Origin of the sequence: Commensalibacter sp. M0355, from assembly GCF_016101365.1 — a bacterium.
Classification (GTDB): Bacteria; Pseudomonadota; Alphaproteobacteria; order Acetobacterales; family Acetobacteraceae; genus Commensalibacter; species Commensalibacter melissae.
In genome coordinates this window covers 98851-117302 of the sequence record NZ_JACFQQ010000004.1, presented here as the reverse complement: position 1 = coordinate 117302, position 18452 = coordinate 98851, and the positions used below count along the sequence as shown (strand labels likewise).

Annotated in this window: 16 protein-coding genes and 1 tRNA gene; 7 read left to right on the top strand and 10 right to left on the bottom strand. The window is 34.3% G+C overall.

Features of this window, described 5'->3' with window-relative positions:
* Positions 1–9: 9 nt before the first annotated feature.
* The 4 genes from H3T44_RS08055 to terL all read right to left on the bottom strand — a co-directional run bounded on the left by H3T44_RS08055 (position 10) and on the right by terL (position 5090).
* On the bottom strand, positions 10–489 hold the full coding sequence (locus H3T44_RS08055) for a hypothetical protein (protein ID WP_198196849.1): 480 nt from the start codon (positions 487–489) through the stop codon (positions 10–12).
* Between the two features lie 2 nt (positions 490–491).
* A complete protein-coding gene (locus H3T44_RS08050; RefSeq protein ID WP_198196848.1) occupies positions 492–1760 on the bottom strand; it encodes a DUF2213 domain-containing protein in 1269 nt (422 codons plus the stop codon).
* Between the two features lie 128 nt (positions 1761–1888).
* A complete protein-coding gene (locus tag H3T44_RS08045) occupies positions 1889–3289 on the bottom strand; it encodes a DUF1073 domain-containing protein (protein ID WP_198196847.1) in 1401 nt (466 codons plus the stop codon).
* 367 nt (positions 3290–3656) lie between these two features.
* Complete coding sequence (gene terL / locus H3T44_RS08040; RefSeq protein ID WP_198196846.1) at positions 3657–5090, bottom strand: phage terminase large subunit; 1434 nt, start codon at positions 5088–5090, stop codon at positions 3657–3659.
* A gap of 146 nt (positions 5091–5236) precedes the next feature.
* On the opposite strand from terL, the gene H3T44_RS08035 reads away from it, so the two are divergent.
* Positions 5237–5506, top strand: a complete 270-nt coding sequence (locus H3T44_RS08035) for a hypothetical protein (RefSeq protein ID WP_155568931.1) — start codon at positions 5237–5239, stop codon at positions 5504–5506.
* A 76-nt stretch (positions 5507–5582) separates the two neighbouring features.
* On the opposite strand, the gene H3T44_RS08030 is transcribed toward H3T44_RS08035, so the two are convergent.
* Complete coding sequence (locus tag H3T44_RS08030; RefSeq protein ID WP_155567777.1) at positions 5583–5762, bottom strand: hypothetical protein; 180 nt, start codon at positions 5760–5762, stop codon at positions 5583–5585.
* A 498-nt stretch (positions 5763–6260) separates the two neighbouring features.
* On the bottom strand, positions 6261–7232 hold the full coding sequence (locus H3T44_RS08025; RefSeq protein ID WP_198196844.1) for a GlxA family transcriptional regulator: 972 nt from the start codon (positions 7230–7232) through the stop codon (positions 6261–6263).
* Positions 7233–7679: 447 nt separating this feature from the next.
* On the opposite strand from H3T44_RS08025, the gene H3T44_RS08020 reads away from it, so the two are divergent.
* The 4 genes from H3T44_RS08020 to H3T44_RS08005 all read left to right on the top strand — a co-directional run bounded on the left by H3T44_RS08020 (position 7680) and on the right by H3T44_RS08005 (position 12693).
* Complete coding sequence (locus H3T44_RS08020; protein ID WP_198196843.1) at positions 7680–8468, top strand: phosphatase PAP2 family protein; 789 nt, start codon at positions 7680–7682, stop codon at positions 8466–8468.
* 152 nt (positions 8469–8620) lie between these two features.
* Positions 8621–8980: a hypothetical protein gene (locus H3T44_RS08015; RefSeq protein ID WP_122123148.1), complete on the top strand. Its 360-nt coding sequence runs from the start codon at positions 8621–8623 to the stop codon at positions 8978–8980.
* Between the two features lie 210 nt (positions 8981–9190).
* On the top strand, positions 9191–10501 hold the full coding sequence (locus H3T44_RS08010; protein ID WP_198196842.1) for an HlyD family efflux transporter periplasmic adaptor subunit: 1311 nt from the start codon (positions 9191–9193) through the stop codon (positions 10499–10501).
* Positions 10498–12693 carry a peptidase domain-containing ABC transporter gene (locus H3T44_RS08005; protein ID WP_110439465.1) on the top strand — a complete coding sequence of 732 codons (2196 nt, stop codon included), beginning with the start codon at positions 10498–10500 and terminating at the stop codon, positions 12691–12693. The genes H3T44_RS08010 and H3T44_RS08005 overlap by 4 nt, the downstream gene beginning before the upstream one ends.
* 241 nt (positions 12694–12934) lie before the next feature.
* On the opposite strand, the gene H3T44_RS08000 is transcribed toward H3T44_RS08005, so the two are convergent.
* Positions 12935–13456: a hypothetical protein gene (locus tag H3T44_RS08000; protein ID WP_198196841.1), complete on the bottom strand. Its 522-nt coding sequence runs from the start codon at positions 13454–13456 to the stop codon at positions 12935–12937.
* A gap of 99 nt (positions 13457–13555) precedes the next feature.
* Positions 13556–14878 carry an ammonium transporter gene (locus H3T44_RS07995; RefSeq protein ID WP_198196860.1) on the bottom strand — a complete coding sequence of 441 codons (1323 nt, stop codon included), beginning with the start codon at positions 14876–14878 and terminating at the stop codon, positions 13556–13558.
* 387 nt (positions 14879–15265) lie between these two features.
* Here H3T44_RS07995 and cysE point away from each other — a divergent pair, with 387 nt between their 5' ends.
* A complete protein-coding gene (gene cysE, locus H3T44_RS07990; protein ID WP_110439502.1) occupies positions 15266–16102 on the top strand; it encodes a serine O-acetyltransferase in 837 nt (278 codons plus the stop codon).
* Here cysE and H3T44_RS07985 read toward each other — a convergent pair.
* Both H3T44_RS07985 and rlmB read right to left on the bottom strand, forming a co-directional pair.
* Entirely contained in the window at positions 16095–17240 is a 1146-nt protein-coding gene (locus tag H3T44_RS07985) for a DUF563 domain-containing protein (protein ID WP_155566457.1), read from the bottom strand. The genes cysE and H3T44_RS07985 overlap by 8 nt on opposite strands.
* 62 nt (positions 17241–17302) lie before the next feature.
* Positions 17303–18055 (bottom strand): 23S rRNA (guanosine(2251)-2'-O)-methyltransferase RlmB, encoded by a 753-nt coding sequence (gene rlmB, locus H3T44_RS07980; RefSeq protein ID WP_198196840.1) that lies wholly within the window; start codon positions 18053–18055, stop codon positions 17303–17305.
* 133 nt (positions 18056–18188) lie between these two features.
* Here rlmB and H3T44_RS07975 point away from each other — a divergent pair.
* Positions 18189–18274: transfer RNA gene (locus H3T44_RS07975), tRNA-Tyr, on the top strand.
* Positions 18275–18452 lie beyond the last annotated feature (178 nt).

Genomic DNA, 18452 nt, shown 5'->3' with positions numbered 1-18452 from the left:
TTATTCCTCTTAAATCCATGCAGAGATTTTGACAATATCCCCGCCCTTTGCATTTTCAGCATATTTATAATTTGTTGCGACAGCATTTTTGTCATCTGATACAACAATCTTACCTGTTTCCTTGGACGCATAGACCATTTCACCTTGTTGAACCTGGGACATCATTTCGGGTAATTCAATAATAAATTCCCCCTTACTGAAAACAGTCACCATTGTTCCCGGAGAAATTTCCATATTCCCCTCTCGTGCATCTGGAAGATTGATTCCTGCCCATTCGCGCCCGACAAAACCAATTGGACTTGCATTTCCTTTATTGCTAATCAATCCTTCCCGTTCATCAGTCCATACAAAGGAACCAGCCTCAATTGCTGTTTCTCCAACCTGAAACGTCCCATCTTTAGCCAATAAACTGACCCGTGGATTTACAGACGCAAAATCACCATGCCAACCTTGGGCAGGGTTCAAGTTAACTTTATTTTGAAAAGACATAATTAAATACTCCGTAATCGTGTAACATCAAAACGATGCTGTTCTTTGGAACGAATATATCCAGCATCATTGGCCCTGATTTGTTGTTTATGTGCAAGCATCATATCAACAGTATATTTTAACTGGTCGTATCCCATGTTTTCTGGAGGATTTTTTCCTGTAACTTCACTTAACACCGTTCGTAGAATTACCTCCCCGCTATCTTCTGTACCAGCCCATTCACCAACCAGAGGTTTTACCAGAATTCTGGCTTCTTGGGCCTGTTTAGCTTTTGTCATGATCCGACGTTCTATTAATCGTTCTAGGGAAACTGCATCATAAGCTTGGGTTTTAAGTCCTGTTTTTTTAATTAAGCTATCCTCAACATCAAAACCACCTGATGCATTCATATCATCATCTGAGGTCGATATAGTATCAATTGAATCATCATCATTTACCTGATCATTCTGATCATTTTCAGATAATACCTTATGAACAAGACCAACAATTTTTTCTGCCTGTTGCCCATCTTTACAATCTTTTGCCATAGAACAATCAGAAAGGACCGCTCTCAATAACTTTCCAATATATTTGCGACGTGCACCACTAACAGAAGCAACCGCATCTGTAATTTGTGTATAATTGGCTCTTTCAGATTTTGACTGATTTAAAAAATCAGCAAGGACTAAAGCTAATTTCTGCCCTAAATTATTAAGTTTTGACATTTGTATGTTCAACCTTTCATCTGCAACTCTAACATCATGTCCTGCACGACCTTGTTCAACCAAAGCAATATGATCCACATTAATATCCGTCATTATTCCGTCATAAGGCTCATTTTCAAACATTCCGGTCTCCATTACAGGTGTAAAAGCGTAAGAAGCAGATAATTCAGCCTGTGTATTGTTTTTAATTGCCTGTATATAATCCCCGTCCCAAATCGTAATTGAAGCCTGAATATAAGGATAAGAAAAAGACGGGTCTGAACCCGTCGTTCCAATGACTTTTGAATTATCAAGCTGACCCGCATCTGCAGCTTTATGCACGTAAAGAATGGGACGTTCTTTAAAAGAAAAGACCGCTTTTTTTAAAGCATCTGGTGATCGAAGAAAACGATATTTACGTTCTGGTTCCAAACCATATTTCATATGATTTTTTATCTCGAATCCATAATACTCACATATATTAGCCTTGGTTAAATTTGTTTTTTTTACACGTAAATGTCCGTTCCAGTCCTCAAAACGCATTGTTTTTGCATCAAAAGCCAAGGTTCGGTTCCATAAATTACCCATAATTTTACCTATATATTTGATATCAAAAGGGTTTTTTGGTTAAAAACTTATAAAATAAAAAATGTAGATTTATACAACTTTTGATATTCATGAACATTTTACTGCACCTAATATTTTTTATATAAAACCTATTTTTTAAAATTTATAAAAGAAAACAGTGCAGATTGATCTTCATTTTCTAATAAGTCTTTTATTTGAGAAAGGCTTAAAATATTATTGGAAACATAATCACACATCGTTTTTGCTATGTTCATATTAACTTGTGATTGCTGCAATTCGTCCAATTGCCACAAGGAATTAAAATCAAAAGTGATATCTGGATCTATTTTTCCAAATAAATGCAGTTGAATAATTTCAAGAATTTTCTGCAATGGTTGACGTAAAACCGTTTCCTGAAAAGCGGCAATTCTATCGTAAAAACAACGTATTTCTCCATCGGAAGATGCATTCAAACCTGATGGTGTTATACCTAATAATTTTACCAAAGGAATACCTGAAATTGCGGCCATGTGTTCCTGAGCCTGAGCTTGTAATTGTGCCAATCCAGTCAAGGGTGTAGCAACATTTGTAAGTTCTTCTGTTTCTTTATCCACAATCTGCAAACCACGATTGTCACGGTAAGCCGCCATTAAGGCAGCTCTTTGCGTCAATTCTTCGCAACCAGGACTTAATAACTGAGATAAATCCGTTTTCAAAACCATAGTTGAAAAAGACTTGATTAAATCCGATACTGATTGTCGCGTCCTTAACCAGTTATCAACATAAGGTTTGGCCATAAAAGCAAATGGAACCCCACCAAAATTATAAGCTGGTTTCAAAATATCAGGAACTGGTTGAGAAATGATTGTAATCAACCTGCTGGCATGAATTTTTTTTCCCAATACCCACCACATCGAAGGCTTATAGAAATCTTCTGTAAAAGGATCTATTGTATCATATGAAACAGGGGTTGCCCAGGTCGGGTCAATAAGCTTGAATCCACGCAGCTCACCTTTTCTAATTTTTTTTGAAGTTAGGTATAAAGGAGCCTGTTTTTCCTCATCATCATGATTAGCCGTTTCTAAATCAATATAAAGGTGTACCAGCCCAAAATAACCTTCCGTACATAATGATTTTTTAATTAAATCTTGAATATTTAAACGCTTAAATTCCGCTTTTATTTTATTTATAATGGACGAATCATACCCTTCCTTTTTGATATGTTTAAACCTTATCCATTCTCTTGTAGCCTCTTCTGCTCTCGTTTCAATAATTATTCTATATTCACCACGTAAGGATAATTGTGCCAGATATGGATATCCGGGAAATCCAATTCCCTCTTCAAATAATGTCGTCGTCGGACAATTTCCAACATTGAAATTATGAAATTGATTAAAAAACAAGCTGTCGCTAACAGTTACAGAATTATAAGAATCGCCAACCACTCCCTCTGGAGCTTGATATGGTATGTATATATCCTGTTTGTTTCCAAAAAATTCTGGATTTTGTCTAGGAATATTAATATTCCTTAATTTGGTTTTTTTCACCATAACCGAATTTATCTTTCATTATTAAATATCTCGATTGAAAGTTTAATACGCTGTTCAACTATCGGTTTTGTTGTTTTTAAAAATTTAAATCTAATTTATTTAAAATGTAACCACGCTAAATTGGTTTTAAAAATTTAACATTATATTACCGCTTATAACAAAATTGTGATTTCTTAAGATATTAAAATAATTTGCAATACGTAATGTTTAATTGTATGTTATTAAAATCATTGACTATTTCAATTAAGATTATTTTATAATTTATTAATCATAGTTATTTAAATCATTTAAATATTTTAGTTCATCAAAGCGGAATAGCTTTATAGGCTGTTCCGCTGTTTTATTTAATTATCAATACGAAATTTAATTAAATATTCATAATTCCTTGCCAATTTGGCATTTTCGGTAATTTTCTTTGTAATGAAATAGCTTCAAAAGCGCCAGAAGAAGCATCAATCTGATCATCATGTGAACCATTAGGAAAGTCAGAAAGTTCATCTAAATATGATCTGTTCCAATTAGCTCTCAATAAAGATACATTTCCTATGTTAACCTGTGATGCAAATGGGTCAGCTCTGGCAATTTTATTCCCCGTTTCCCGTATCGTTTTTATTTTATACCCGGCAAGCATTTTGAGGTAATATTGCACCTGAGCCACACCCGCCTGTCCAGGATCCTGTGGAATTACAATTTTAACATCAAAACCATCCTGACTGGCGACAGCCTTGACAGTCTTAATAACTTCATCTGGCAAACCACGAAGTCGCACAACATCAAGCACTGTATATCCACTATCTACATTCCGTTGCATCTTTACCCCCACGGTCCAATCAGGATCATATTTACCAATATCTCTGGAAGCAGCAAAATCCCAACGTCTGACAACCTGGACTGGTTTTGGTGCTGCATCAATAATATTTAGCATATTGACTTTGAAAATTGATCCAGTTGATAGCGTTGGTTCACCTTGATACAAAGCAAACCAGTCTCGTTCACCCACAGCCTTTCGAATCTGTTCAAGCTCATTTCTATCATACGCTTCAGGCCATAAAGGCTCACCTTTTTTCCGTCCTAAAACATCATTTTCATTTGCAATAGCTGGTAAATTAATAACCTCCCATTTTTCGCCTGCATCATTTTTCATCTGTGATAATAACCTTCCCGCCAAATCATCAACATGCCAACGAGTCTGAACAATAATAATGGCCCCACCGGGCATAATTCGTGTTCTCAATACAGACTTATACCAATCCCAGACATTATCACGCATTATTTGACTTTCAGCTTCATGTCTATCTTTTACAGGATCATCAATGATAGCAAGATGTCCTCCATAACCTGTCATGCTTCCACCAATACCGGCTGTTAAAAACACACCCCCATGATTGGTTTCCCATAAATCCTTTGCTTTGCTATCAATTGAAAGAGCAACATCAGAAAAAATATTTCGATAATATTTTGATGTCACTAAGTTACGAACATCACGACCAAATTTATCTGCAAGTTTAGCTGAATAGCTGGCTGTAATGACTTGTTTTGTAGGATTGCGCCCTAAAAACCAGGCAGGAAAACGTTTTGAAATTAATTCACTTTTTCCATGGCGCGGTGGCATAAAAACCATCAGTCTTTTAACTTCACCACGTTCAACTGCTTCAAGTTTTTTACATAATAAATTCAGATGAAGACCGGCACGATAATCCGGTTTTGTATAAATTGTAAATGCCGAAAGATAATGACGCGCATCATGACGTTTTTTTAGTTCTTCAATGGCTAATTTTTTTGCTTTTTGTAGCAAAATCATAAATTATATTTTTACACCTAACAAAAATTTTATCATATAATCGTAATTATTATCAAACCGAAATTTGATTCATCATGAAAAAAGTATTATATTAAAAAATACCTTAAGGTTTTGAAGTTATTAATTTTTTATAAAGGTATAGACAAATGAAAATTTTACAAACAAACGAATTGTCAAAAGTTGCTGGTGGTCATGGTCACAATAATAACCATCAACATCATAACAATAATCAACAGCATAATAATCATCATGATAGAGTTATTAATCCTCCTCATAATGGTAAAGCTGATGGCTTGGCAAAACTTAATATCATTAAAACCGGACTAGAAAACGGTGATAATTGGGCCACAATCGGAAAAAATATTCACAACTATTTTGCTGAGAAATATAGTTTTGTTGATCATTTTGGCAGATAAGAGCCTTTATGCAACCTTGATAGAATTGCTTCATCAAGGTTGCATCATTATCAATTTTAATAATTTTATAATAAAACTATTTTAACGCGACCTTGCCAATAAAGTTTTTTAGTTCTTCTTCAGACATATCTTCTAATGTTTTGATTTGTGTCATTTCTACTTTTGCATCATTCAATTTTGGATGACAATACGGTGCTGTCTTATAGGCAATTTCCAAAGCTGTTTCATATTTTTTTTCCTCCAAAGCTTTGTTCATTATTAAAACCATTATTTCTAATGGCAACTTATGTTTTTTTAAAAATTTAATTTTTCTAGCTCGAGGATTTTCCATAATTATTTGCTTAAAATATTATCTAATAATATCAATTAAATTTTTATAGAATAAAAAAATCATTATTTTAAAATAATGATTAGTAATATTAGACCATGTAATAAAAGTAAAATATTAGTTTAATATTATTAATTGTTTTTTATATTCCCTTAATTATGAATTTACATAATTAAGGGAAAACCAGTAATTAAAAGTATTATTAAAAATTATTGTAAAAATATATTAACTAAAAAAAGAATGTGCTTATTAATTTTCTAATAAAATATATTTATAATTTTTTTTAGGTTATTTCAATGATTATTTCATCACCTCATTAAAATGTTACCTATTGTTATACATCTACTTGACTTTTATTTATATTTAATAAAATTAATTGTTGTTGTACTTAAAACAATTTTACTTTCAACATAATATTAAAAATTTTTAAACGGTAAAATTCCGACGATAAAGACTGGGAGATAATCCCACTATTTTTGTAAATATCTTCCGAAACGCATTTAAATCTTTATAGCCACATTCAATTCCTATCTCATCAATCAATTTTTTTGAAAATTGTAATAAAAATTGAGCGCGGCAAATTCGATGATGTTGAATATATTCTGTAACAGTCATTCCCGTGGCTTTAATAAAACGCCTCTGCAATGTCCGTATTTCCAATCCTGTTACTTTCGATAACTGTTTCAATGAAATATTCATATTCTTTTGATTAGATATCCATTTTTGTCCCTTAATTATTGGAATATCTCCATGCGTTAAATTAGGTGAAAAAATATTAAAATAACTTTGTGCACGTCTTGCCGGTTGGACCAAAAAAAACCGTGCAACCTCAGCCATCACTATGGAACCGAAAAATTTTTTAACCAATTCCAACCCAAGATCTATCCAAGATAATGAACCTGCCGTCGTAATAATATTTCTTTCCTCAATGACCATAGAATCAAAATCAGTATAGATATTTGGAAACTGGTTTTTAAATCGATGTTTTAACTGCCAATGAGTCGTTACTGTATAACCATCCAATAGTCCAGTCTCTGCCAATAAAAAAATGCCATTGCCAATAGAGGCAATTGTACAAGGTTGTTTCAAGGAATGTTTTAAAAAATTAATATGCGTATTATATTTACTTCCAGATGGAAATTCATCTGTACAAGGAGGGACAATAATAACAGAAAAATTCAAATCATTTTTTTTAACAATAAATGAAGGCAGGTCAAAATTCACTGTTGGCTTATCAATTTTTACAATTTTAATTTGAGGTATGGGAAGATTAGTATTCCATTTCTCCTTGACCAACTGATTTGCTACAGAAAAAAAATCAATTAAACCGAAAATGGCTCCTTGTTGAACATTAGGGTACATTAAAAGACCAATATTAATAAGATCTATTTTTTTCATATATCATTATCCATACTGTTTTTATTACATAAGCAAGCGATAAAAACTGTTTAAAATTTTTTACGTAAAATGTATTTAAAGTCTTAAATTTATTAATTTAAATTAAACATCATAAACTAATTGATTATGGTGAGCTTTGAAAATTTTTTATATTAACTATTCCTTAAAAAATATACTGACTAAAATAAAAATATATTATTTATAAAAATAAGTAACGACATTCAACTCTGCGAATATTTATTTTAAAAAAACGTTTCCCTTATAATCATTTCAAAACAAAAATATTAATAATATTTAATTTTTATAACAAAGCAATTCATAATTTTAAATACCATACATATTCATCAAAACTATCATGAATAATAAATATAATAAAAACATAAAACATGTGATAAATTTACTTAATCTATTACCTTTAATTTTTTTATGACAAATAAATAGAGACCAATGAATTATAAAAAAACAATTATTTTTACATTATTAATAAATATCCTAATATTCCCCTTAACTGGACAATCCAGCAATTTACAAAAAAATGAAATTAAAAGATTATTTATTAAATCAAAAAAATTACCCTTGCATACTGATCAATTCGCAAATAGTTTGAAACTTTTACCACCCCCACCAGATAGAAATAGTCAACTATTCACAATTGATAAAGAAATATATCTCAATACACGCAAACTTATAAACACATCTCGATGGATCCAAGCCATTGAAGAAGCAGCTATTTTTAACGGAACAATCGGAAAAAACTTTTCTAAAACCATCGGTATTGAAATATCCAAGAAAAATACCCCTATTACTCAAGATTTTTTAGAGGATCTGTTAATCATGAGCGGTAATTTTGGAACTGATAAAGCGAAAAAACACTATCAAAGAATTCGTCCTTTTATGTATTATCACACACACAGCTGTACTCCAGAGGATGAAAGCCTACTGCGTAAGGATGGTTCTTACCCCTCAGGTCACGCAGCTTTTGGATGGTCCGCCGCCTTATTTCTATCTGAAATTTTTCCAGATAAACAAGACCAGATATTGAAAGAAGGTTATGAATTCGGACAAAGTCGCGTTATTTGTGGTGCGCACTGGCAAAGCGATGTAGACGCAGGCCGATTGATCGGAGCTGAAGTCGTCGCTCGTTTACATGCAAATCAAGAATTCGGAAAAAAACTTAAAAAAGTTAAACAGGAACTCCTCAAAAAGTCACGGGAAATCCATTTTAATAAAAATTAACAAACTTCTAATAAAAATGCAATTATCGTTTAACATTTTCAATGATTAATTACTATTAATAAATCACAATTGTATTTTTGATTTGATGTGTTAATAATTTGATGATAGGTTATTGAAATAAATTGTAACCCCTTCTATTCAGGAATATTAAAATGCGAGAAATTACATCACATGAAATCAATAGCGTATCAGGTGGATCTTTTTTGGGTGATATTATTGGGGGCAATATTACACTTCCCGTTTCTTCCGCTTTAATAGGCTCTTTCATAGGCGCTTCAATTGGAGGAATTGTCGATAATCTTTATGGTAGCTTAACAGGAATTAAAACCAACAATGAAGCAAATGCCGGAAGTAAACTTGGCAGTGGTATTGGATCTATTGTTGACGCAGCCAAATCAAAAAATGCCGCCGATATAAGTAGCAATGTTAACAATGCAATTTCTGGGATAGGATTGGGTACAGTTGGAATTATTAATGGAATATCGCAGGGAATTGCTAATCTCTTCCATTAGTTTCAACATACATAATGATATTTTCCTGCAACTAATCATTATATTATTTAAAATAAGTTGTTTTTATCGTGTAAATTGATTCTCCTAAATTAATATAAATATAAAAAATCTTTAGAGAATATATGATACTTCAATCATAAACATTTATGATTGAAGTAATGTTTCTCAATTTTCTTACAAAATTTATTTAATCTATCAAGATTATTATCCATGAATTCTCTTTTCAGGCATGAAGTTTTAGAAGCAAAACGAGATACATGGTTAGGTCGCGTACAGGATGTACAACCTATTCCTATAAAAATCATCGCGGTTACCTCATTCATTTGTGTCATTATTATCATATTATATACTATTTTCGGTGGTTATACGCGTCGTATACATGCTTCCGGCAGCATTATGCCTACAGAAGGGTTAATCACTATAGGATCAAGAACAAATGGCATTGTTATTGAAAAAAACGTTATAGAGGGCCAATTTGTTCATAAAGGCGATAAATTATTCACGATAAGTCTCGAAAACACCTCTATCAATGGACCCACACAACAATTAACTAATAACTTGTTGAAAAAACAAAAAAATATTCTTGAAAAACAGCTTGCACTCAAAGAAAAGGCCGCTCCCATTGAAAAAAACAATATTAAGGAAACACTCTCTAATCTTTACAAACAGCATGACAAAGTTACCCAGCAAATCGAAAATGACAATCAAATAATCCCCTTGGTCCAACAATCGTTACTGATGATTGAAAAAGCCAAGAAAATGTCTTTGGCAACAAATCAGGAATATCAGAATCAATTATACACATATGCCCAAATTTTAGGTACTCATGCACAGTTCTTACAAAATCAAACTTCGATTGAAGGCCAAATATTAGAAAATGCATCAAAATATCAACTGTACGATACCAATTACCAACATGATCTCAATGAAATTAAAAAAAGCATAAATGATATTGATCAGAAAATCATACTGGGAGAACGTAATCAAACTATTTTCGTTACAGCCCCCATAAATGGAACAATAACAGCGCTTCGGGGATATATCGGTCAGCAAGTTTCACAAGATTCCGCCTTAACAAGTATAGTTCCAGAAGGTCAAACAATCGAAGCCGAACTTTATGTTCCTAGTTCAGCCGTGGGACTTTTAAAGAAAAATAGCAATGTTATCTTACGTTATGCAGCATTTCCATATCAAAAATTTGGTCTATACAACGGGACTGTTACCGAAATTACTTATACACCAGTTACATCGGATATAATGGGTAAAGACAGCAATCCAAATTTAAAAAATGAAATAATTGGTCCCAACAGTAAGATTGATCGTAACTTTTATAGAATTCGGGTAAAACCTGAAAAAAACTTCATTGCAGCTTATCCCAATAAAAAATATTTTTTGCAGCCCGGAATGCAAGTTGAAGCTGACATTGCCGTTGATTATCGTCGCCTTTATCAATGGATGTTCCAACCCATTATTGAGGTTAACGATACTATTAAAACAAGATTAACGAAACCGAACTCATGATTAATACCTTGAAAAGACTAAATTTTGCTTTTCGCCAAACTGTTCCCGTAATTTTGCAAGTGGAAGCTTCCGAATGTGGCTTGGCATGCCTTGCCATGATTATGAGTTATTATGGAAATTATATTGATCTAACAACATTTAGACAAAGAGAATCTATTTCTATCAAAGGAATTACCCTACAGAATATTATTGATATTGCGCAACGGAATAACTTGACAACACGTCCTTTGCGTTTGGAAATGGAAGAACTAAACAAATTACGCTTACCTTGCATTCTTCATTGGAGTTTAAACCATTTTGTCGTGCTAACAGATGTAAAAACCAATGGAATTATGATTAATGATCCCGCCCGTGGAAAACGTAAGGTACTCTGGGGTGAAATCAATAATGAATTTACAGGAGTGGCGCTTGAGATTGCTCCCGACCAAAATTTTACCCGAAAAGATGAGCGCAACAATCTTCATTTACGTGATCTTTTCAGAAAAACAGACGGTCTTAAAACAACCCTGTTTTATCTTTTATTAACATCCCTTGGGTTGGAAGCTATTTCAATTGTCATGCCTATGGCCTCGCAAGTCATTATTGATGAAGTCATTGTGACTTTGGATAACGGCTTGCTAACAACAATCACAGTTGGAATTGCCATCCTTATTTTGCTGCAAATGCTTATATCCACAGCCCGAACATGGATGGTCATGCTTTTCAGCACCCGTGTATCTGTTCAATGGAATGCCAGCCTTTTTGAACATTTATCCAAATTACCGCTGGATTATTTCTTGAAAAGACATGTTGGAGATATATTATCCCGTTTCGGTTCATTAGGTATTATTCAACAAACCATTACAACTGATATGGTACAAGCAATCATGGATGGTTTAATGGCAATTGGTATGTTTGTAATGCTAATCATCTATGGTAAATGGCTGGCACTTGTAACATTAATTGCTGTAATCCTTGACGGTATAAGCCGTCTTATGGCTTATCGCCCTTACAAGCAAGCCTCTGAAGAGGGTATTGTCTATAATGCTAAAAAGGATTCACATCTTATTGAAACTTTGAGAGGTATGGCAAGTATCAAGTTACTTGGATTGCGGGAGCGAAGACGTGCACGCTGGTTAAATTTATTGGTTGATGCAATCAATGTCGGATTAAAAACACAACGTTATGACCTTATTTTTGGACGTATAAATGATTCCATCTTCGCTATTGACAGGTTAATAATGTTGGTAATCGGGGCACATTACGTCATGGATAATAAAATGACAGTTGGAATGCTGGTTGCCTTTCTATCTTACAAAGACCAATTCACCGGACGCATAGGCAATCTTATCGGTGCCGCCTTCAAACTAAAAATGCTTTCTATCCAGAGTGATCGTATTTCAGATATAGTCTTAACACCTACAGAAAGTGAAGAAAATGCTATAATATCTATATCGAATAATAACAGATTGACGGAACAACTTCATATTAATGATCAAAACCATCTTGTGTGTAAAAATTTGGGTTTTAGATACTCTCCTGCTGAACCTTGGGTATTTCGTAATATAAACCTGAAAATTCCAAAGGGTAAAAGTATTGCTATTGTAGGCGCATCAGGATGTGGAAAGTCAACAATTTTAAAAACAATGATGGGTTTAACCCATCCAGAGGAAGGTGATATCTACTTTAACGGTCGAAATATATTAAAAGAATCTCTAGACAATTACCGACAAGAAATTGCTGGTGTTTTACAGGATGATGGACTGTTTTCTGGTTCAATTGCAGATAATATTTGCGGGTTTGATGATAAACCTGATCAGGAAAAGATTATTGAATGTGCACAGAAAGCTGCAATTTTACAAGATATAATGGCAATGCCCATGAAATTTGAAACATTTGTTGGTGATATGGGAAGTTCCTTGTCAGGAGGACAAAAACAAAGGGTTATTTTAGCCAGAGCTTTATATCGCCAACCAGCAATCCTATTTTTAGATGAAGCAACCAGCAGTCTGGATGAACCAACAGAAGCCCATATTGCGACAATACTAGATGAAATGAATATAACACGCATTATTGTGGCACACCGGCCTGCAACAGTTGCGCATTGTGATTATGTTATTGTAATGGATGTTGAAAATGCACAATCTGGAAAAATTGAAATTGTTGAAAGACAAGAGCTTATCCACAGACACCAACAGCATAAAACATCATAAACCTTCAATTCAAAAGATAATTCCAGATACGGTTTTTTAAAAGAACATAATTTTATATATTAATCAGTTTGGTTATAATACAATCAGAAAACCAGGAAATTAACCCTGTTACAATTTATTTCAATAATTTAAATATTACCAGATAACCCAAAGTTTCAATTTATCAGTAGGAATATTATTTATTTAAATATAAAAAGCCTGTTCTAATTAAAAAAACAGGCTTTTATAAACTGTGGAAAAATTATTGTGCTGAACCAGATTTAAAATGTTTCATACAATCACTATAATAACCGCCGCCTTTTTGAATCCATTTCAAATTGCCATTCTTATTATCGGCTTTGTTCGCTTTATATTGATCCAAACAGGTATGCATCCGAGCAGTACCTTCTTTCTCATTTGAATATTTACTATCAACCGCGTTTGGAAAAACTGCATCACCTGCTGCTATACTTGATGCTGTAGCATCTTGTTTAGCTGGAGATTTAGAAGAAGCATTATTCTGGGATGTATCAGATTTTTTCGCATTTTGCTGATGCATTTCATCTTTGACAGATCTTTCATCTTTACAATTAGCTGCCTTGAATTCTCTAAACGTTTTTTCTTTGACGGTTCCAGCTTTTTTAGCTGCCGTAAACTGCTGATGACATTCTTTGGATGTAACAGCATGGACAGCATTATTTACCAGCAAAGAGGTTCCGACAAAAGAAGTAATAGCTAAACCGGCACCTATAACAGGAAAGCGCGCAACTATGGATTTTATCATTTATAATACCCTTACATAAATAAAAGGTTTAATATTCTTAAACCAATAGTATTAAAGCGCTTTTTGTTAAAAATTGTAAACAAAAATAATTGCTAATATTCAATTTATCTGTTCATTATGTAAAACCATATCCAACCCTTGCCTTTCTGAATCTGTATCCACACGCAATCCAATCAAAAAATCAATTATTTTCAATAAAATAAATGAAACAAGACTGCTCCAGATTATTGTGACAGCAACTGCCTCAATCTGGGCAATAACAAGATGCAAAGATGCACTAATACCCACTGGATCTGTCTCTGTAGCGGACAATGGACCAAAGGCAAAAACACCGGTTAAAATTGCCCCGATAATTCCCCCCATTCCATGAATACCAAAAGCATCAAGAGAATCATCATATCCCAATTTTCGTTTTAAATAAGAACAGCTCCAAAAACAAATCAACCCGCCTAGAAATCCCATCAATAAGGCCGGGCCAGGCATTACAAAACCAGCTGCTGGGGTAATGACTACCAAGCCAGCCACTGCTCCAGATACAATACCAAGTACTGTTGGTTTTTTTCGAATAGTCCATTCAATCAACATCCAGCCAATACCACCAGAAGCGGCAGCAATCTGTGTTACAAGTACCGCCATGGCTGCTCGACCATTTGCACCCAAGGCAGATCCTCCATTAAAACCAAACCACCCAATCCATAATAAGGAAGCGCCCATAACAGCATAACCTACATTATGCGGTGCCAAATCACTTCGACCATACCCTAACCGTTTTCCTGCAACCAGAGCACATATTAAACCAGCAATACCGGCATTAATATGAACAACTGCTCCACCTGCAAAATCAATTGCTCCTAGATTGGCCAACCAGCCCGTCGGATTCCAAACCCAATATGCAACAGGAACATAGGAAAATAACGCCCATAATATACAAAATATACATAGGGCAGAAAATTTTATACGTTCTGCAACCGATCCAACCAAAATTGCCACAGAAATAATGATAAATGTCATTTGAAACATAACATAAACACTTTGTGGGATAGTCATAATGACAGGATTGTTTCCATTGGCTCCTAATATGAACCCCTTATCAACACCCATGTGATAGTTACCAAGAATTCCATTCAACATAAATTGTGATAAATTACCAATGAAAGAATTCCCTGTCGTAAATACAAGACTGTATCCCACTGTTATCCATATTAAAGTAACAAGACAACATATAGCAAAAGATTGCATCATTGTTGCAAGAACATTTTTCTTGCGAACCATCCCTGCATAAAATAAGGCCAATCCTGGGATTGTCATTAATAAAACCAACGCACTGCTGATTAACATCCATGCCGTATCACCACTATCCAAAACAGGCATCACTGGCAAAGCCCCTAATGCGGAGCCCGGAATTAATCCAACTATACACATCAGATACAGAAAAATTTTTTGAATATTCAGAAAATTTTTATTTTTACATTTCATTGGAAACTGTTCCCGTACAATCCAAATAAAACCCACTTTATTCTATCAAATCAATAGTTTATGCTTATGATACATAGAATGAAATCTTATTGTTTTAGTCCTTATTCAACTATTAAACATTGTTAGACAAAGCACAATCCTTTGCAAAAAAAATTATATGATTTTTTTTACATGTAAAAAAATCTGGTCATTTGAATAAAAATATAGTTTCCTTATATGTCTTGTTAACCAAAGTCACATTTCTCCCTAAGGATACTGATAAATTTGCATGAGGGCATGATGAAAAAAAAATTTGGTCAATCTCTTCATCCAATTGCACCTACTCAAAACGCAATGAATGATCCGAATAACCTATTAGCGAGCGGCCCCGACAGCCACGAAATAAACCTTCAAGCCTTGTGGGAAAAAATGGTTCAAGAAAGCAATGGATGTTGTGATCCTTTGTTATCCAGTTTTTTTGATACATGCATTCACAGCCATCATGATTTCAAAACCGCCCTGACTTGTATGATAGGACGCAAATTAGAGGATGCCTCCATCCCCTATCAGGCATTAACTGATTTAATCAAACAGGTGTACAGAACCAATCCGCCTCTCATTTCCATAGCTGCAGCCGATTTGATCGCGGTTATGATGAGAGACGCAGCATGCTCCGATTTAATTACACCATTTCTATTTTTCAAGGGATTCCACTCCATTCAGGCCCATCGCATTTCCCATTGGCTATGGCATAATCAAAGACGCTATCTGGCACTTCATTTACAAAGCCGTATTTCAGAAGTGTTTGGGGTTGATATACATCCTGCCGCCCGTCTGGGACAGCGAATCATGATAGATCACGCCACTTCTGTTATTATTGGTGAAACCGCTGTTGTAGAAGATGACGTTTCAATTTTACAAGAAGTTACCCTTGGGGGAACGGGCAAAGATGAAAAAGACCGTCATCCCAAAATCCGTCGGGGAGTCTTAATCGGTGCAGGTGCAAAAGTATTGGGAAATGTGGAAATTGGAGAGGGAGCCAAGATTGGTGCAGGGTCAATTGTTTTAGAAGCAGTCAAACCTTACACAACCGTAGTTGGCAATCCTGCCCGACAAATCGGGGTACGTCATAAAGATTTACCTGGAGTATCAATGGATTTAAGTCTTCCCCCTATTGATTACGTTATTTAACAACTGCATTATCAACAGAACGCATATAAGGTTCAAGTTCATCAAGCCTCTTCATGACAAATGCTACATCAATTGGTTTTTCCCAGGCACTAAGATGATCTGGCGCCCCATGATCAACACCACTGTCAAATTGATCGGCCCAATAACGCAATCCGCTTTGTAAAGACAAGACCAGAAAACATGGATTGATATGATGACTTGGAATCAATTCATAAATCAATGTGTCTTTTTGACAGAAAACGATATTTGATAAACCTGCACCCAACAAACCAACCACAATTTTTGCATAATGAAAAAGCATGATTTGTTCATCTAGACTGTATAATTCAGGATTTAAAATAAAATATCCTCTTTTCTCCAATGCTTCAACAAGCTTTTCCTCATTAGGTAAATGCCGATTATTCTTATTTACGCGACTAATATATATCTTGTCATATTTCGCTATTGACTGAATAGATACAACAGCATTCTGTTTCATTTTGACATATGCCTGCTCAGAAAGCTTTGAACAGGAATAGCCAAATTTTTGTGAGAGATAATCAAAATAATAAAATTCTGAAAATCTATATTGTTTTTCCTTTTCAATGGGATAACACATGGATAAGTCAAGTCCCAGCAATTCCAAACTGCGTTTACGCCATAACATCAATGGGTAAGGCAAAAGAAATTTGGCTTTTATTCCTGATTGCATTGCCGCATAATAAGCTGGAATGGCATGCATCATCCAATGAAAATAATTGTTTTCCCAATGATCAGAACAACAGAATACAGCTCCCTGATCTCGCGCATCAATCAGTTTATCCAATTGAATGTGGATGGAATTGAGCAAATTTTCCGATAAGTAATAATTACTGTTGGTGATAACCCGGTTTTGTTTGAAATATACCATATGATAAACATCGAGGGTTATATCTTTCAGATGATAACGGTAAATTGTCTCGGCTGGATGTTTCCAGTGCAAAAAAGGATATGATTGATTGTTTGCAAATTCCTGAATATTCTTCCATCGCGGGCTGCCATAACATCCAATCGTTTTTTCAATCTTAACAGTTTCAATAGAATGGTGATTTATACGATTTTGCTGATGAAAAACTAAATCTTTTATTTTTTCACGCGTTGATACAGACAATCTAAACAAGCTGATCTTTACCTTTAATATTGCATAAAAAGAACAATTTTAAATAAACTAACATAAAATTTCTAGATTAAATTAGAATGGATTATTTCGTACAAGGCAATGGCACCCGCAACTGATACGTTTAAACTGTCAATATCTCCGGCCATATATAATGAAACAATTTCATCACAATTTTGACGGACAAGCTGTCGCAGTCCCTTACCTTCGGCACCCAACACCAATGCCACTTTTCTTTGCTTATAATTTTGACCATTTAGAACCTCACCCTGCGCATCCATTCCAAGAACCCAAAAACCTTTTTCCTTTAACTGCTTCATGATACGTGAAAGATTAACCACTTTCATTACCAATACAGAATCAAGAGCACCCGATGCCGCCTTGGCCAAAACCCCGCTTTCTTCTGGGGAATGACGATCCTGCATAATAATTCCAGATGCCCCAAATGCCATTGCCGAACGTAAAATAGCACCAACATTGCGAGGATCTGTAACTTGATCAAGGATAAGCACGGGTCCATGCCGTTTCACTATATCTTCTAGGTCTGGGTCGGGAAGTGGCATAACCTGTAATGCAACGCCCTGATGTACAGCATCCCGACCACAAAACCTATCCAACATCATACGATCAACAATTTCATAAGATATATTTAAAGGCCGTTCCAATTTGGTCATTAAAGTGTCAAATATCTCTTGTGTAGCCAACAAACGATTTTTTTGACGTAATGGATTTTTCAAAGCCGCTTGCACAGCATGCAAACCATACAACCAATATCCACCCTCTTTTTGATGAGAATTAGAAACAGGTTTTTTACTCATATATAATTCAATCTTTTCTATATATTTAAAAATCAAATGATTATAGAGAAAATCAAAAAAATCTACAAAGAAAAGTTAAAAACTCTGTTGACATCTATCAAAAGAACCTGTTATTTGTTTTCCATCTTCCGATGGAGGGGTGCCCGAGTGGCTAAAGGGGGCGGACTGTAAATCCGCTGACGTGCGTCTACGTTGGTTCGAATCCAACCCCCTCCACCACATTAAATAATTGAATTCTCATCTTTTATTTATTTCAAAAAAATCAATTCATCGTTAAATCTTTTTTGTAGTTTTATAAAATTAATCCACCAAAAAACAAAAAATAATAATAAGCGTCTGCAAAACCGTAACGAAAAACAATTTTTACTTGCAAAACAATCCATATTCAAATAATCTC

Bases quoted from the DNA above. Each gene is read 5' to 3' on its own strand.
- H3T44_RS08025 (WP_198196844.1), bottom strand. From the start codon at position 7,232: ATGAAAAAAATAGATCTTATTAATATTGGTCTTTTAATGTACCCTAAT.
- H3T44_RS08050 (WP_198196848.1), bottom strand. From the start codon at position 1,760: ATGGGTAATTTATGGAACCGAACCTTGGCTTTTGATGCAAAAACAATG.
- H3T44_RS08005 (WP_110439465.1), top strand. From the start codon at position 10,498: ATGATTAATACCTTGAAAAGACTAAATTTTGCTTTTCGCCAAACTGTT.
- rlmB (WP_198196840.1), bottom strand. From the start codon at position 18,055: ATGAGTAAAAAACCTGTTTCTAATTCTCATCAAAAAGAGGGTGGATAT.
- H3T44_RS08045 (WP_198196847.1), bottom strand. From the start codon at position 3,289: ATGGTGAAAAAAACCAAATTAAGGAATATTAATATTCCTAGACAAAAT.
- H3T44_RS08055 (WP_198196849.1), bottom strand. From the start codon at position 489: ATGTCTTTTCAAAATAAAGTTAACTTGAACCCTGCCCAAGGTTGGCAT.
- H3T44_RS08010 (WP_198196842.1), top strand. From the start codon at position 9,191: ATGAATTCTCTTTTCAGGCATGAAGTTTTAGAAGCAAAACGAGATACA.
- H3T44_RS07995 (WP_198196860.1), bottom strand. From the start codon at position 14,878: ATGTGTATAGTTGGATTAATTCCGGGCTCCGCATTAGGGGCTTTGCCA.
- terL (WP_198196846.1), bottom strand. From the start codon at position 5,090: ATGATTTTGCTACAAAAAGCAAAAAAATTAGCCATTGAAGAACTAAAA.
- H3T44_RS08020 (WP_198196843.1), top strand. From the start codon at position 7,680: ATGAATTATAAAAAAACAATTATTTTTACATTATTAATAAATATCCTA.
- cysE (WP_110439502.1), top strand. From the start codon at position 15,266: ATGAATGATCCGAATAACCTATTAGCGAGCGGCCCCGACAGCCACGAA.
- H3T44_RS08015 (WP_122123148.1), top strand. From the start codon at position 8,621: ATGCGAGAAATTACATCACATGAAATCAATAGCGTATCAGGTGGATCT.
- H3T44_RS08035 (WP_155568931.1), top strand. From the start codon at position 5,237: ATGAAAATTTTACAAACAAACGAATTGTCAAAAGTTGCTGGTGGTCAT.
- H3T44_RS08030 (WP_155567777.1), bottom strand. From the start codon at position 5,762: ATGAACAAAGCTTTGGAGGAAAAAAAATATGAAACAGCTTTGGAAATT.
- H3T44_RS08000 (WP_198196841.1), bottom strand. From the start codon at position 13,456: ATGATAAAATCCATAGTTGCGCGCTTTCCTGTTATAGGTGCCGGTTTA.